Raw genomic sequence first — 15,356 nt, 5'->3', positions numbered from 1 at the left:
CGGTTACACGCCCTTCTGGATCACGCCGTAAAACACCATCAACGCCGTCACTGCGATCCATACGATCGTGAGCGGAATGAACACCTTCCAGCCCAGACGCATGATCTGGTCATAGCGGTAACGCGGGAAGCTGGCACGGAACCAGATGTAGGCGCTGGCGAAGAAGAACACCTTCATCAGCAGCCACGGCCAACCACCCTTCCACACCCAGTCGATCCACGGCGAAATATCCGCATTGACCCACCCCTGGATCGGGCTCAACCAGCCGCCGAGGAAGAAGATCGAGATCAGGAAGCTGACCAGGATCATATTGGCGTATTCGGCCAGGAAGAACAGCGCGAACGCACCGCCCGAATACTCCACCATGTGACCGGCGACGATTTCCGATTCGCCTTCCACCACGTCGAACGGCGCTCGGTTGGTTTCGGCGACGCCGGACACCCAGTACACGATGAACAACGGGAACAGCGGAATCAGGAACCAGTCGAAGAAGCCGGAGCTGCCCGCCTGTGCGAACACGATCTGGCTCAGGTTGACGCTGCCCGAGGCGATCATCACGCCGACCAGCGCAAAGCCCATCGCGATTTCGTAGCTGACCACCTGCGCGGCCGAGCGCATCGCGCCCAGGAACGCGTACTTGGAGTTGGATGCCCAGCCGGCCAGGATGATGCCGTACACGCCCAGCGAGGTCATTGCCAGCAGGTACAGCAAACCCACGTTGGCGTTGGACAGCACCAGCTGCGTGTCGAACGGCACCACCGACCAGGCCGCGAAGGCCGGTGCCAGCGTCAGCAACGGCGCGATGATGAACATCGCCTTGTGCGAGCTGCTCGGCTGCACGATCTCCTTGAACAGGAGTTTGAACACGTCGGCGAAGGCCTGGAAGATGCCCATGCCCACGTACATCGGCCCGTGACGCACGTGCATCCAGCCGATCAGCTTGCGCTCCCAGACCACGTAGAAGGCCACCGACACGATCACCGGCACGGTGATCAGCAGGATCTTCAGCACGGTCCACAGCACCACGCCGCCATCGCCCAGACCGACAAACCACTGGTGCAGGGGATCGACCAGGTTCAACAGCAATTCGTTCATGCAGCCACCACCGTTACACGACCGGCACCGAGCGGCGCGGTTGCGCCATGGCCGGATTCGATCCACACCGTGCCCGGTGCGACGCGCTTGTCCAGCACCACCGGCAACGTCGCCTTACCGACGTCGGTACCGACCTTGACCATCTGACCGGCGCCGACCTGCAGCTGCGCAGCCTGCTCCGGATGCATCGCCACACACGGCGCGATGTTGAGCGGATGCGACTGCAGCGCGGCGGCGCGACGCACCACCGCATCGGTGCGATAGATCGCAGCGGTGGCGGCAACTTCCAGCCCGTCATTGCTCGAAGCCGGCTGCGCCGAGGCGACAGGGCTGACGATACGGTTCTGCATGCCGGCACGCAGGCCGACCAGATCGGTGAATTCGAAACCGGCCAGGCCAAGCTCGCCACCGAGGGCACGCAATACGCGCCAACCTTCGCGCGCTTCGACCGGCAGGCGACCGGCGGCACGTGCGGTCTGCACGCGACCATCCAGATTGGTCAGCGATGCGTCGATTTCCGGCAGTGCGCCGATCGGCAGGATCACATCGGCCACATCGCGCGTCGAGGCGCAGGCGAACTGACTGAATGCGACCACCTTGGCACCCGCCAACGCACTGCGTGCAGCGGCGGCATCGGCGAAATCCAGGCCCGGCTCGATGCCATACAGCAGGTAGGCCTGGCGCGGCTGCGCCAGCATGCCGGCGACATCGCGAGCGATCGGCAGCACACCTTGCGCCACCAGACCGACTGCGTTCGCACCCTGCGGGATCCGGCACAGCGAGGCGCCGGTTGCAGCGGCAAAGTCGCGTGCAGCGGCACGCAACGCGGCAGCCTGCGGGTGGTTTTCAGCCAGTGCGCCGACCACGATCACGGCGCGCGTGGCGCCCTTGACCGCATCGCGCAATGCCGCATCGTCCAGGGCACTGGCCAGCTGCGACGGCGCAACGACCGTACGGCTTGCCTGGGTGAAGGCGAAATCGAAATCGACCGGATTGACCGAATGGATCTGCGTCCCGTTCTGGATGCTGGCCTTGCGCAGGCGTGCATGCAGCAACGGCAGCTCGTGACGCACATTGGTGCCGAACAGCACCACCACATCGGCGCGCTCGATCTCGGCCAGCGGCGTGGCGAACACTTCGGCCACCGCGGCATCGGAGAAATCGCGGTTGAGCAGGCGGTGATCCAGATTGCCGCTGTTCAGGCCTTCGGCCAGACGTGCAAGCAATGCGCCCTCTTCGTTGGAGGTGGACGGATGCACGAGCACACCGAGCGGGTCGCCGGCGTTGTCACGCAGGATCTGCGTCGCGGCGGCCAGACCTTCGGCCCAGCTCACCTCGGTCCACTGCCCGTTGACCTTTTTCAACGGCTTGACCGCACGGTCTTCCGAATACAAGCCCTGATGCGAATACCGGTCGCGGTCGGACAGCCAGCACTCGTTGACCGCCTCGTTCTCGCGCGGCACGGTGCGCAGCACTTCGCCGCGACGCACATGCAGGAACAGGTTCGAGCCCATCGCATCGTGATAGCCGAGCGATTCGCGCGCCATCAATTCCCACGGACGCGCGCGGAACTGGAACACCTTGTTGGTCAGCGCGCCGACCGGGCAGACGTCGATGACGTTGCCGGAGATTTCGGTGGTCAGCGGCTTGCCGTCGTAGGTGCCGATCTGCAGGTTCTCGCCGCGATACATGCCGCCCAGCTCATAGGTGCCGGCAATGTCTGCGGTGAAACGCACGCAGCGGGTGCACTGGATGCAGCGGGTCATTTCGGTGGCGACCAGCGGCCCGATGTCCTCGTCCGGCACCACGCGCTTGCGCTCGTTGAAGCGGCTGACCGAACGGCCGTAACCGAGCGACACGTCCTGCAGCTCGCACTCGCCGCCCTGATCGCAGATCGGGCAGTCCAACGGGTGGTTGATCAGCAGGAATTCCATCACGCTGCGCTGGTACTTCAACGCCTTTTCGCTACGCGTGGTGACCTTCATGCCATCCATCACCGGCGTGGCACAGGCAGGCGACGGCTTCGGGGATTTTTCGACATCCACCAGGCACATGCGGCAGTTGGCCGCGATCGGCAGCTTCTCGTGGTAGCAGAAGCGCGGGATCGGGATGCCGGCCTTGTCGGCCGCCTGGATGATCATCGAACCCTTCGGCACCACCAGGGACTGCCCGTCGATCTCGACGGTGACATGGTCCGGTGGCACGTTCGGGTTCACTGGTTGGGCGCTCATGCAGCCACTCCGACATGCGTGTCGACGATCGAACGACCGTTGACGATGTAGTACTCGAACTCGTCCCAGAACTGGCGCAGGAAGCCTTGAATCGGCCACGCCGCCGCTTCGCCGAAGGCACAGATGGTGTGCCCTTCGATCTGGCCGGCAACGGTGCGCAGCTGATGCAGGTCTTCCATCGTGGCCTTGCCGGCGACGATGCGCTCCAGCACGCGGTGCATCCAGCCGGTGCCCTCGCGGCACGGGGTGCACTGGCCGCAGGATTCCTTGTGGAAGAACTGCGAGATGCGGCAGGCGAAACGCACGCAGCAGACGCTGTCGTCCAGCACCACGATCGCGCCCGACCCCAGACCGGTCCCGAGCGCACGCAAGGTGTCGTAGTCCATCTGCAGCCCGGCAACCTGGTCGGCCTTCAGCACCGGCATCGACACGCCGCCAGGCACCACGCCCTTGAGCTTGCGGCCCGGACGCAGGCCACCGGCCATTTCCAGCAACTCGTCGAAGGTGGTGCCGAGCGGTACTTCGAAATTACCGCCCTTCTGCACGCAGCCGGACACCGAGAAGATCTTCGGGCCGCCGTTCTTGGTCTTGCTCAGCCCCAGGAACCACTCCGGGCCGTTGCGAATGATCGCCGGCACCGACGCGTAGGTCTCGGTGTTGTTGATGGTGGTCGGCTTGCCGTACAGGCCGAAGTTGGCCGGGAACGGCGGCTTGTAGCGCGGCTGGCCCTTCTTGCCTTCCAGCGATTCCATCAGCGCGGTTTCTTCGCCGCAGATGTAGGCGCCGGCACCCAGCGCACCGTAGATATCGATATCCACGCCGCTGCCGAGAATGTTCTTGCCCAGCCAGCCGTTGGCGTATGCATCGGCCAGCGCCAGCTCGAAGTTCTCGAACGGCTCGTGGTGGAACTCGCCACGCAGGTAGTTGTAGCCAACGGTCGAGCCGGTGGCATAGCAGGCGATCGCCATGCCCTCCACCACCGAATGCGGGTTGTAGCGCAGGATGTCGCGGTCCTTGCAGGTTCCCGGCTCGGATTCGTCCGAGTTGCACAGGATGTACTTCTGCATCGTGCCCTTGGGCATGAACGACCACTTCAGACCGGTCGGGAAGCCCGCGCCGCCACGGCCGCGCAGATTGGACGCCTTGACCATCTCGATGACGTCGGCCGGCGCGATCTTCTCTTCCAGGATCTTGCGCAGCGCGGCATAGCCACCGGTCTTCAGATAGCTCTCGTACGACCACGGAGTGTCGTAGTGCAGCGTCGTGTAGACGACCTGATGCGGCAACGGCGCCGGACCGACCGGGCCTGAGGGTGCGTGATGATGTGCCATGTCTTACTCCAGCCCGTCCAGCAGCGCGTCGACTTTCTCTTTCGTCAGGTGCTCGTGGTAATGGCCGTTGATGACCATCATCGGCGCTGCAGAGCAGGCCGCCAGGCACTCTTCTTCGCGCTTGAGGTAGACGCGGCCATCGGCCGTCGACTGCCCCAGCTTGCACCCCAGTTTCTTTTCCGCGTGCGCCAGCAGATCTTCGGCGCCGTTGAGCCAGCAGCTGATGTTGGTGCAGAACGCCACGTTGTGGCGGCCGACCTTTTCGGTCTCGAACATCGAGTAGAAGCTGGCGACTTCGTAGGCCCACACCGGCGGCAGATCCAGATACTTTGCCACGCCGACGATCAGCTCGTCGGTCAGCCAGCCCTGGTTCTGCTCCTGCGCAGCGTGCAGGCCCTGCAGCACGGCCGAACGCTTGCGATCGGGCGGAAACTTGCTCAGCCAATGATCGATGTGCGCACGCGTCTTGTCGCTCAGCACCACCTGCGGATCGACGTCGCGCGCCGCTTCGAAATTACCCGTCGCCTTCATCGGTCAACCTCACCGAAAACCAAATCGTAAGTACCGATCATCGCCACGACGTCGGCCAGCAGATAGCCACGCACCACCGCGTCCATCGACGACAGATGCGCAAAGCCCGGCGCGCGCAGATGTACGCGGAACGGCTTGTTGGCGCCATCGGACATCAGGTAGCAGCCGAACTCGCCCTTGGGCGCCTCGACCGCGCAGTAGGTTTCGCCGGCCGGCACGCAGTAGCCTTCGCTGAACAGCTTGAAGTGATGGATCAGCGCTTCCATGTCGTCCTTCATGCCTTCGCGGCTTGGCGGAGCGACCTTGAAATTGGTGACCATGACCGGGCCAGGATTGGCCTTCAGCCACTTCACGCACTGCTTGATGATGCGGTTGGACTCGCGCATCTCGGCCACGCGCACCAGATAGCGGTCGTAGCAATCGCCATTGGTGCCGACCGGCACATCGAACTCCACCGCGTCGTACTTGGCATAAGGCTGTTTCTTGCGCAGGTCCCACTCGATGCCCGAGCCACGCAGCATCGGACCGGTCATGCCCCAGGCACGCGCCAGATCCGGGCTGATGATGCCGACGTCGACGGTACGCTGCTTCCAGATACGGTTGTCGGTCAGCAGCGTCTCGTACTCGTCCACGCGCGACGGGAAGGTATTGGTGAAATCCTCGAGGAAGTCCAGCATCGAGCCTTCGCGCGCTGCGTTGAGCTTCTTCAGTGCCCCACCCTTGTGCCAGCGGGATTCCTTGTACTTGGGCATGCGATCGGGCAGATCGCGATACACGCCGCCGGGACGGTAGTAGGCAGCGTGCATGCGCGCGCCACTGACCGCCTCGTAGACGTCCATCAATTCCTCGCGCTCGCGGAACGCGTACAGCATCACCGCCATCGCGCCCAGGTCGAGCGCGTTGGACCCGACCCACATCAGGTGGTTCTTGATGCGGGTGATCTCGTCGAACATGGTGCGGATGTAGTGCGCACGCTCGGGCACTTCGATGCCCATCAAGGACTCGATCGCGCGCACGTAGGCGTGCTCGTTGCACATCATCGACACGTAATCCAGGCGGTCCATGTACGGAACCGACTGGTTGAACGGTTTGGATTCGGCCAGCTTCTCGGTACCACGGTGCAGCAGGCCGATATGCGGATCGGCACGCACCACGGTTTCGCCGTCCATTTCCAGGATCAGGCGCAGCACGCCGTGCGCCGCAGGATGCTGCGGGCCGAAGTTCATCGTGTAATTGCGGATTTCCTGCTTGCTTTCGACAGGATTGCTCGCGAAGGCATCGGTTGCCTGGCGGAACTCACTCACTTGGCGGTCTCCGACTTGCCCACTTCACCAGCGGCAGTCTCATAACGGGCGTCGTCGCGGATCACGCGCGGCACACCGACGCGCGGCTCGACCGAGGTCACCGGCTCGTACACGACACGCTTGCGCTCATCGTCGTAACGCACTTCGACGTTGCCGATCAGCGGGAAATCCTTGCGGAACGGATGGCCGACAAATCCGTAGTCGGTCAGGATGCGGCGCAGGTCCGGATGGCCATCGAAGACGATGCCGAACAGGTCGAAGGCTTCGCGCTCGAACCAGTTCACGCCGGGCCAGATGTCGGTCAACGACGCCACCACCGGCACTTGTTCGTCCGGTGCGTAGCAACGCACGCGCAGACGCTGGTTGTGCTGGTAGGAGATCAGCTGTGCGACCACCGCAAAACGCTGCTTGGGCATGTGCTGCGGATGGGCGCCGTCGGAGCTTTCCTGGCTGGGAAATTCGCCCCAGGCGAAACGACCGACGGCCTTGCCCTCGACGCCGCGGCTGAAGCCCTGCGACGACACGTCGGCGGTGTCCCACTCGTCGCTGCCGTAGCCCAGGTAATCGACGCCGCACAGATCGCTGAGCTGCTCAAAACCGAGCTCGTCGCGCAGGGCCAGACAGGTGGCGTGCCAATCGGCCGCACCAACTTCCAGCGTCACTTCGCCGCGCGGCAATGCCACGGCGATCTGCGCACCGGCGAAACGTGCCGCAAGTCGGTCAGTGAAAGAAGATGCTTGCTCTGCCATGGGGGCTTGGCTGCTCTCAGTAGAAGAAGACGGGTGTCAGCGCGCGATGGTCTGGGTACGCCAGATCTTCTTCTGCAGCTGCAGGATGCCGTAAACCAGCGCCTCGGCGGTCGGCGGGCAACCGGGGACGTAGATGTCCACCGGCACGATGCGATCGCAACCGCGCACCACCGAATACGAATAATGATAGTAGCCGCCGCCATTGGCACAGCTGCCCATCGAGATGACCCACTTCGGGTCCGGCATCTGGTCGTAGACCTTGCGCAGTGCCGGGGCCATCTTGTTGACCAGCGTACCGGCCACGATCATCACATCGGACTGGCGCGGCGACGGACGAAACACCACGCCGTAGCGGTCCAGATCCAGGCGCGCTGCGCCGGCATGCATCATCTCGACCGCGCAGCAGGCCAGACCGAAGGTCATCGGCCACATCGAGCCGGTGCGCGCCCAGTTCAGCAGCGCATCGACGCTGGTGGTCACGTAGCCCTTCTCGAGCAGCGGGTTTTCGCCTTCCGGGCGCAGGATGTCTTCCACCCGGCCTTCCGGCATCGGGTTGGTCATCAGACGATCCAGGGTCTGAATCACTCCCATTCCAGCGCTCCCTTCTTCCACACATAGATAAAGCCGAGGAACAACATGCCGACGAACAGCCCCATGGTGACCAGCGAACGTGCGCCGATCTCCATGAACACCTGCGTCCACGGCACGATGAAGATGATTTCCAGATCGAACACGATGAACTGGATCGCGATCAGGTAGTAGCGCACGTCGAACTTCATGCGCGCGTCTTCGAAGGCTTCGAAGCCACACTCGTAAGGCGAGAGCTTGCGCGGGTCCGGACTACGCGGACCGAGGAATCGACCGACCAGCATCAGCACGATGCCGATACCGGTGGCGACGATCAGAAACAGCAGACTCGGCAAATATTCGGCCAGCACAGCGATTCTCTCTTGCCTCTGCCCGCACGCGCCGCGTGCCGGCATGGGGTATAGGCAGACCCCGCGCGCGACAAGCGATGCGCAGGAACTGCAGCCAAACAATGGTGCCCAAGAGGGGACTCGAACCCCTACGACCTAAGTCGCTACCACCTCAAGGTAGTGCGTCTACCAATTCCGCCACCTGGGCATACGTTGCGCCGCTGGGCATCCCAGTGCGCAGCGCATTGTAACCGGCTTCAGTGTTTTTGTGCTGGTTCTGAAGCGTTTTCTTCGCGTGCCGCAGGGGCCTGCTGGACCGGTGCGGACTGCGCCGGCGTTGCGGCAGGCACTGGCTGCGAAGGAGCAGTCGGCACGGCGCCGGCAGCCGGCGCCTGCGGCAACGGCTGAGTCAGCTCGCCCGCAGCGGCAGGCGCCGGGGCAGCCGACTGCGACATCACGCCCAGGTTCTGGTCGGTGGGACGCGCGCCGTGGGTGGCGTACCACGCCATGAACAGACTGATGCTGAAGAACACCACCGCCAGCCACTTGGTGGACTTGGACAGGAAGTTCGACGCGCCCTGCGAGCCGAACACGGTGCCCGACGCGCCGGCGCCGAAGCCGGAACCGGCTGCAGCACCCGCACCACGCTGCATCAGGATCAGCGCAATCATCGCCAGCGCGACCAGCACGTAGACCACATTGAGGATCAACATCAGCATTTCGAAATCCGTCCCCGGACAAAACTTAATGGGTTAATCAAGCGGCCGCCGCACGCGCGATGGCCAGGAAGTCCTCGGCGACCAGCGAGGCGCCTCCGACCAGCCCGCCATCGACATCGGGCTGCGCAAACAGCTCGCTGGCGTTATCGGGCTTGACACTGCCCCCGTACAGGATGGGCAGAGAATCGGCAATTCTAGCATCCGCCCTCGCGACTTCGCCACGCAGGAACGCATGGACCGCCTGCGCCTGCTCCGGGCTGGCAGTACGGCCGGTGCCGATGGCCCAGATCGGCTCATAAGCGAGCACGGCGCGGGCGAAGCCCGCGCTCCCCACCAGCGCCAGCACCGGTTCGAGCTGGGCGCGCAGCACCGCCTCGGTCTGGTCGGCCTCGCGCTGTTCCAGCGACTCGCCCACGCACAGCACCGGGATCAGCCCAGCATGCATGGCGGCGGCGAATTTGCGCGCCACCAGCTCACTGCTCTCACGATGGTACTGGCGGCGTTCGGAGTGGCCGACCAAGCCGTATTCGGCGCCCACATCGACCAGCATGGTGGCCGAGACTTCACCGGTATAGGCGCCCTTCTCGTTGCTGCTGACATCCTGGGCACCGAAACAAAGGTGGTGCTCCTCGAAATCCTCGATCAGGTCGCCCAGGTAAGGCAATGGCGGCAGGATGACGACATCGACACCCTCCAGGGGCATGTGAGCAGCGATCTGGGCCACCAGTTCGGTGGCGAAGGCGCGGCTGCCATGCAGCTTCCAATTTCCGGCAACAAGTTTTCGACGCATCAGGTGCAGGCTCCTGAGTGGAAGACAGGCGACAGAATAGCCCATGCCCTGTCGGTAGCCGGCACACTTCTGTCCCCCGCCTGTCCTGTCTCTCCTTCAACGGGAACCTGCCATGTCCGTTTCGCCTGTCTTCGCGCTGGTCACCGGCGCCTCCAGCGGCATCGGCCGCGAGATTGCGCGCGCCTACGCAAGGCGTGGCGTGCCGCTGATCCTGACCGCGCGCCGGGTCGACCGGCTGCAGGCGCTGGCCGTGGAGTTGCGGCCGTCGGTGCGGGTGGAAGTAGTGCCGGCCGATCTGAGCGATCCCGGCGCGGCCACAACACTGGTCGCGCAGATCCAGCGCAATGGCTGGACGGTGGGCACCCTGGTCAACAACGCCGGCTACGGCGTGCCGGGCCGCTACCTGCACAACGACTGGCCCACGCATGCACGCTTCCTGCAGGTAATGGTAGGCGCGGTATGCGAGTTGACCTGGCGGCTCTTGCCGATGATTCGCGCCAGCGGCCAGGGCCGCATCCTCAACGTGGCCTCGTTCGCCGCACTGGCGCCGAGTGCCGACGGGCAGACGCTGTACGCAGCCAGCAAGAGCTTCCTGCTGCGCTTCAGCGAATCACTGGCGCTGGAAAACGCCGACTGCGCAGTCAAGGTCTGCGCGCTGTGTCCCGGCTTTGCCTGGTCGGAGTTTCACGATGTCACCGGCACCCGCGCGGCGATGTCCACCCTGCCCCGCTGGGCATGGCTGCAGGCCGACGACGTGGCCGAGTACGGCATTGCCGCGCTGGAGCGTGGCCAGATACTGGCCGTGCCGGGCTGGCGCTATCGCCTGGTCAACGCGGCGTTGCGCGTGTTGCCGCATGCGCTCGCATTGCGCCTGATGGCGCGCGGATCGCATCGGGTACGTCCGTTGCAGTGAGGCGGCTGCGCTTCGGCTGCCTGCAGCGTTTTGCGTGCGCAGCCACACGCCCGTGACTGCGCGCCGTCTGCAGCAGCCAGCTCGTCCGTTGCGATGGCCGCGGCCGATACCGGCCACGGCCTCGGTCCTGTCTGCAGCGCAGGGCGACTGGCAACACGTCGCGAGCGGACTTCCGGTGCCATGGACGACCCGCTCAAGGTCGTCGTCCGTGGGTGGAAAGCTGCCGTCATGAGGAACGACCACGCGCGTCCATCACTGCGCGCGGCAGTGGTGCGACACCCTCAGTGATTGACGATGTCACCGTGCATGGCCGCCAGCCGCGCCAGCAGACGGTTCTGCGTGCGGCGCGGAATCTTGCGCTGATCCATCGCCCAGTTGAGATCCTCGACCAGCGCGTTGAAGTCGCCTTCGCGAATGGCCAGGTGCGCGTGCGCCTGCTGCATCGACTTGGCGGTATCCGGGCACGGGCCGTCGGCGACATGGCAGAACTTCTGCACCAGGCGCTCGTTGAGCATCACGATGTTGACGCGCGCGAACTTGTCGACGATGCGCTGGTCGTCGGCGATGCGCGACAGCATGGTTTCCACCAGCGCTTCGATACCGGCCTGCCCGCCGAGCTCGTCGTAGAGCGTGGGGCGCGGCTGCGTGGTGGCGCAGGCACTCATCAGCGCCAGCATGCACAGCAAGGGCCAGCGCAGCCGTCGATTCATCAGAACGCCACCTGCAGGGAAAGATAGGGGCCGCGTTGGTCGATGAGCGTGGCGATGTCGCCAAGCTCGGCCCATGCCGCGGTCAGGGACACATGCTTGCTGGGAAACCAGGCCACGAATGCATCGCCCCAGGCCTGCTCGCGGGCGAAGCCGAGGTTGTCGGGTTTGTCGCGATACTCCACGCCGACCACCCACGCCGGCGACAGCACGACGGCGGCGCTGGCTTCGCCGACCAGCCGACGGGCGTTGCGACGATCGCCGCCGAAACCGAGCAAGCCGGTCTGATTGGCGCGGGTCGCGCGCAACGTGCCGTTGAGCAGCAGTTGATAGCCGCCCGCTGCCTGCAGGAACAGACGGCTGGCGCTGACATAGACGTCGGTGCCGTGATCGTCGCGCGCGCCAATCGCCAGCGGCAGCGCGCCATCGCGCAGGCGCTTGTACTGCACGCCCACACTGACCTGTGGCGCATGTCCGTAGACCAGATCGCCGTAGACCCGCAGCTTGGCGCCGAACACATCCTGGCCGAGCGCATTCCACGGCAGACCCAGCCGATCCTGCAGGGTACCCAGATCCAGACGTTGCCGCGCCAGCGAAAGTTCCAGCCGGTTACCGACCGTCAGCGCGGCACCTTGCACGTCGAGCCGGTAGTCGCCGCTGTCCACATGCGTGGCGAACAGCACGCTGCCGAGTTCGTCGCGGGTGCCGTATCCCGACAGCGTGGCCCACGGCACGATGCCGCCACCGCTGCTGCCTTCGATCATGGACACGCCACCGGTGGCGAGCAGACGCCCCTCGCCTGCGACCGCCGCCGCGGGTGGGAGGCCCAGCCCGGCCAATGCCGCAGACAGCAACGTGCCTCGCCACCTGTGCATCAATGCATCCCTGCTTGCGCCGTCGGCGCCAGATCGAGTTGACGCATGCACCAGGCGATCAGCGGCACCTCCTCCAATGCGGGCGAATAGAGATAGCCCTGCACCATGTCGCAGCCGTAACCGCGCAGCAGGCTCAGCGCAGTGGCGCTTTCTACGCCTTCGGCGATGACGCTCAAGCCGAGGTTATGTCCAAGATCGATCGTGCTGCGCACGATGAACGCATCGTCGGTGCCTTCGGCCAGCTGCATGACAAAGCTCTTGTCGATCTTCAATTCGTTCACCGGCATGCGCTTGAGCTGCGCCAACGAGGAGTAGCCGGTGCCGAAGTCGTCGATGGACAGACGTACGCCAACGCTGCGCAGCTGATGCAGCATGTGCAGGGCGGACTCGACATCGCGCATCAAGGCGCTTTCGGTCAGTTCCAGGGTGACCGACTGCGCCGGCACCGCGTGATGCTCCAGACGGCCACGCACATAATCCGGCAAGCCGGGGTCGGACAGATCCAGTGCGGAGAGATTGATCGCCATGCCCAGCTCCAGCCCCTGCCTGCGCCATTGCGCCTGGCAGCGTAGCGCCTCGTCCAGCACGAAGCGGGTCAAGGGATGGATCACGCCGGAGTGCTCGGCCAAGGGAATGAATTCGTCCGGGCCGATCGCCCCGAGCGCCGGATGGTGCCAGCGCACCAGCACCTCCACCTGTTCGACGCGATCGTTGCGCAGGCAGATCTTGGGCTGAAAGCGCAAGGTTAGCTCATTGCCGCCGATGGCCTGGCGCAGATCGCCGGTTAGGCGCAACCGGCGCAGATGCTGCTCGTCCTGACCCAGACGATACACGCTGGCGCCGATGATGGTGGCGTTGCCGCCCTGGCGACGTGCGATGTCGGCGCGGCGCAACAAGGTGTCCGGATCGGCGCCGTGTTCGGGAATCAGGGCGATGCCGATGCTGGCTTCCAGCTGGATGCGCGCCTGCGGCAGCGCCAGCGGGCGGCGCAACTGCAGCAGCAAGCGCTGCGCATCCTGTTGCACGGTGGTGACGTCGGTCTGCGCCACCACCACCATGAATTCGTCGCTGCCCAGCCGCCCGACGAGATTGGGCTGCTGCACTACGTCGGCAAGGCGGCGGCCCGCCTCGATCAGGATCTGATCGGCGAAATCGTGGCCCAGGCTGTCGTTGAGCTCCTTGAAGCGTTCCAGATCCAGGATCAACACCGCCGCCGTGCCGCCGGAAGCCACGGTCTGGTCCACCACCTCCTTCAGCCGCTCCAGCAACCAGATGCGATTGGGCAGACCGGTCAAGGCATCGTGGCGCGCCTGATGCAGGATGCGCTGCTCGCGACTGGCGATCTGCTGCTGCATGCGCCCGAAGCTGTCGGCCAACTCGGCCAGTTCGCGCCCGGGTGGCACCTGGACCACAGTGTGATAATCGCCGCGTTGGATGCGCCGTGCTGCCTGTACCAGTTGTGCGACCGGCTGGCTGACGCTGCGCGCCAGGAAGATCGCCACACCCAGCGCCGCAGCCGTCGCCAGACCGGCCAACAGCAGGATGCGCAATCTGAGGACGCGGTAGGGCTCCACCGCGCGATCCAGCGAGGCCTGCAGCGCGACCCGCACATGGCTGTCGCCCTGGATCGACCGCAGTTTGACCAGGTAACGCGACTCGGCCAGGGTCAACGCAACCGCCGCACCCTGCGCGCGTTGAGCGGCCGGCAACTGCTGCGCAAATTCGGCGCGCGCCGCCGGCTCCAGGGTGGAGGCCAGCACGCGCACCGGCGGACCGTCGGTGAAGAAGGTCGCATCCAGCCCGGTGGTGGAACGGAAATCCTGCGCGAGACCGTCGCCGGATTCGTTGCCGATCGCGATCCAGCCTACCCGGCTCGGTGCCAGCACCTGCACCACCGCCAGCCGCACGATGCGTCGGTCCAATGCGACCACGCCGACCGCGTGCCCATCGCGCTGCGCCTGCTGCAGCAGGGTCTGCACCGCGCGCAGCTGCTCGGCTTGCGGCAGATCGGCGAGCCCGGTCAAGAATTCGCCATCCGGCGCCAGCAGCAGCGCGGTCTGGGCCGACATGCGCGCCGCGTGATTGCGCAATGCCGATTGCATGGTTGGCACATCGCCGCTGGCCACGGCGGCGCGAAAACCGAAATCGTCGGCCAGCACCGAGGCCGACTGCATCAGCTGTTCGTCGCGGCGCAGATTGATGCGTTGCCAGACGCGCTCGCCGATCCGCATTTCCTCGTCGAGCTGCGCCTTGACGCTGCGCTCGGTGGCGACCTGCACCGCGATGAAGGTCAATGCCTGCGTGGCGAGCACGACCAGCACCAGAAAGGCCGCGATCCGGGTATGCAGGCGCATGGCCTTCATGGCTTCGGCGTCTTCGGGTCGGCGCGACGGAACTTGTCCTGCAGCGCCCGCACGCGCGCATCCGGTGGCACCGCTGGCGCGACGCCGGTGGTCTGCAAGGTCACCCGCCGTTGCACAGCCTCGCGCGCAAGCGCCACCGGTTCGGCAAGCATGGCGCCCTTGATGCGCGGATGCCAGACCCGCAGCGTGTAGCTGCCTGCCGGCGCATCCAGCTGTACCCGACCGTCGCTGCCGGTCTTGCCGAAATACGGCGTGTCCATCACCACGATATAGCCCAGCATCCAGTCATGGATATTGCAGCCCACCGTTACCAGACCAGCCTGGTCGAAGCGCACCGGGGCCGCAGTGCTGCCCTGGAACAGCGGCAACTCGAACCGCTTTGCGGCTGAGAACGAATAGACCTGATGGCGAATCTGGTCGCTGTTGGGAAACCGCACCAGGGTGCCGGTGCGCACCGCCAGCACGGCAGGCACGAACTGCGAATTGACCTGGTCCATCTCGACGGTCCTGGGCGCCCCGGCGGCAACCGCACGAGCCGGCTCCAGACTCACCACCGCATCGACCAACATGCCGTTGCCATCGACCACGGTCACGCTGATCGGCGTTGCCGATGCGCAGCTTGCGGCGCAGGACGCCAGCAACCCCGCAACCGGGCCGATCCGTTTGAACCACTGCGTCCTCATGCGCCCCCCGAGCTCTAATGCAATCGGCAGCGGCGCCAGGCGAATCCGACGTCGCGCTAGCGATCAGACTGGGTTATCGGCTGAGGTGAATGCAAGCTTTAACCAGACGCGAACAGAGCTTCATGAATCAAACTGTGCCAGCGGTCAT

15 protein-coding genes and 1 tRNA gene are annotated in these 15,356 nt (G+C 65.0%); 1 reads left to right on the top strand and 15 read right to left on the bottom strand.

Going from position 1 to position 15,356, the window contains the following annotated elements; genetic code table 11:
• Positions 1–3 precede the first annotated feature (3 nt).
• The 11 genes from nuoH to tpiA form a co-directional block, all read right to left on the bottom strand.
• Entirely contained in the window at positions 4–1,095 is a 1,092-nt protein-coding gene (nuoH, locus tag XarjCFBP7645_RS07140; RefSeq protein WP_104536848.1) for an NADH-quinone oxidoreductase subunit NuoH, read from the bottom strand.
• Positions 1,092–3,326 (bottom strand): NADH-quinone oxidoreductase subunit NuoG, encoded by a 2,235-nt coding sequence (gene nuoG / locus XarjCFBP7645_RS07135; RefSeq protein ID WP_104536846.1) that lies wholly within the window; start codon positions 3,324–3,326, stop codon positions 1,092–1,094. The genes nuoH and nuoG overlap by 4 nt, the downstream gene beginning before the upstream one ends.
• A complete protein-coding gene (gene nuoF / locus XarjCFBP7645_RS07130) occupies positions 3,323–4,657 on the bottom strand; it encodes an NADH-quinone oxidoreductase subunit NuoF (RefSeq protein ID WP_024937978.1) in 1,335 nt (444 codons plus the stop codon). The genes nuoG and nuoF overlap by 4 nt, the downstream gene beginning before the upstream one ends.
• Before the next feature lie 3 nt (positions 4,658–4,660).
• Positions 4,661–5,188: an NADH-quinone oxidoreductase subunit NuoE gene (nuoE, locus tag XarjCFBP7645_RS07125; protein ID WP_016902996.1), complete on the bottom strand. Its 528-nt coding sequence runs from the start codon at positions 5,186–5,188 to the stop codon at positions 4,661–4,663.
• Positions 5,185–6,492, bottom strand: a complete 1,308-nt coding sequence (locus tag XarjCFBP7645_RS07120) for an NADH-quinone oxidoreductase subunit D (protein WP_016902995.1) — start codon at positions 6,490–6,492, stop codon at positions 5,185–5,187. Before XarjCFBP7645_RS07120 ends, nuoE begins: the two co-directional genes overlap by 4 nt.
• Complete coding sequence (locus tag XarjCFBP7645_RS07115) at positions 6,489–7,241, bottom strand: NADH-quinone oxidoreductase subunit C (protein WP_104536844.1); 753 nt, start codon at positions 7,239–7,241, stop codon at positions 6,489–6,491. Before XarjCFBP7645_RS07115 ends, XarjCFBP7645_RS07120 begins: the two co-directional genes overlap by 4 nt.
• A gap of 36 nt (positions 7,242–7,277) precedes the next feature.
• Positions 7,278–7,832, bottom strand: coding sequence for a NuoB/complex I 20 kDa subunit family protein (locus XarjCFBP7645_RS07110; RefSeq protein WP_016944318.1), 555 nt, complete (start codon positions 7,830–7,832; stop codon positions 7,278–7,280).
• Entirely contained in the window at positions 7,823–8,179 is a 357-nt protein-coding gene (locus XarjCFBP7645_RS07105; RefSeq protein WP_003485539.1) for an NADH-quinone oxidoreductase subunit A, read from the bottom strand. Before XarjCFBP7645_RS07105 ends, XarjCFBP7645_RS07110 begins: the two co-directional genes overlap by 10 nt.
• Before the next feature lie 102 nt (positions 8,180–8,281).
• Positions 8,282–8,366 (bottom strand) — tRNA-Leu (locus XarjCFBP7645_RS07100).
• A 49-nt stretch (positions 8,367–8,415) separates the two neighbouring features.
• A complete protein-coding gene (gene secG, locus XarjCFBP7645_RS07095; RefSeq protein ID WP_104536842.1) occupies positions 8,416–8,877 on the bottom strand; it encodes a preprotein translocase subunit SecG in 462 nt (153 codons plus the stop codon).
• Between the two features lie 37 nt (positions 8,878–8,914).
• Positions 8,915–9,667 carry a triose-phosphate isomerase gene (gene tpiA, locus XarjCFBP7645_RS07090; RefSeq protein ID WP_104536840.1) on the bottom strand — a complete coding sequence of 251 codons (753 nt, stop codon included), beginning with the start codon at positions 9,665–9,667 and terminating at the stop codon, positions 8,915–8,917.
• A gap of 112 nt (positions 9,668–9,779) precedes the next feature.
• On the opposite strand from tpiA, the gene XarjCFBP7645_RS07085 reads away from it, so the two are divergent.
• Positions 9,780–10,580 (top strand): SDR family NAD(P)-dependent oxidoreductase, encoded by an 801-nt coding sequence (locus XarjCFBP7645_RS07085; RefSeq protein WP_104536838.1) that lies wholly within the window; start codon positions 9,780–9,782, stop codon positions 10,578–10,580.
• 281 nt (positions 10,581–10,861) lie between these two features.
• Here XarjCFBP7645_RS07085 and XarjCFBP7645_RS07080 read toward each other — a convergent pair whose 3' ends face one another.
• Genes XarjCFBP7645_RS07080 through XarjCFBP7645_RS07065 form a run of 4 tightly spaced genes read right to left on the bottom strand, consistent with a single transcriptional unit; the run spans position 10,862 to position 15,208 of the window.
• Positions 10,862–11,290 (bottom strand): group I truncated hemoglobin, encoded by a 429-nt coding sequence (locus XarjCFBP7645_RS07080; RefSeq protein WP_104536837.1) that lies wholly within the window; start codon positions 11,288–11,290, stop codon positions 10,862–10,864.
• The gene (locus tag XarjCFBP7645_RS07075) at positions 11,290–12,162 is read right to left on the bottom strand and encodes a DUF3034 family protein (RefSeq protein WP_104536836.1); all 873 of its coding nucleotides are present in this window, start codon (positions 12,160–12,162) and stop codon (positions 11,290–11,292) included. The genes XarjCFBP7645_RS07080 and XarjCFBP7645_RS07075 overlap by 1 nt, the downstream gene beginning before the upstream one ends.
• Entirely contained in the window at positions 12,162–14,525 is a 2,364-nt protein-coding gene (locus XarjCFBP7645_RS07070; protein WP_104536834.1) for a putative bifunctional diguanylate cyclase/phosphodiesterase, read from the bottom strand. Before XarjCFBP7645_RS07070 ends, XarjCFBP7645_RS07075 begins: the two co-directional genes overlap by 1 nt.
• The gene (locus tag XarjCFBP7645_RS07065; protein WP_104536832.1) at positions 14,522–15,208 is read right to left on the bottom strand and encodes a methylamine utilization protein; all 687 of its coding nucleotides are present in this window, start codon (positions 15,206–15,208) and stop codon (positions 14,522–14,524) included. Before XarjCFBP7645_RS07065 ends, XarjCFBP7645_RS07070 begins: the two co-directional genes overlap by 4 nt.
• Positions 15,209–15,356 lie beyond the last annotated feature (148 nt).

It is taken from the genome of Xanthomonas arboricola (assembly GCF_002940665.1).
In the GTDB taxonomy this organism is placed as follows: domain Bacteria; phylum Pseudomonadota; class Gammaproteobacteria; order Xanthomonadales; family Xanthomonadaceae; genus Xanthomonas; species Xanthomonas arboricola_B.
Note: the sequence above shows the minus strand (reverse complement) of the source record. Positions and strands in the feature narration are given on the sequence as shown.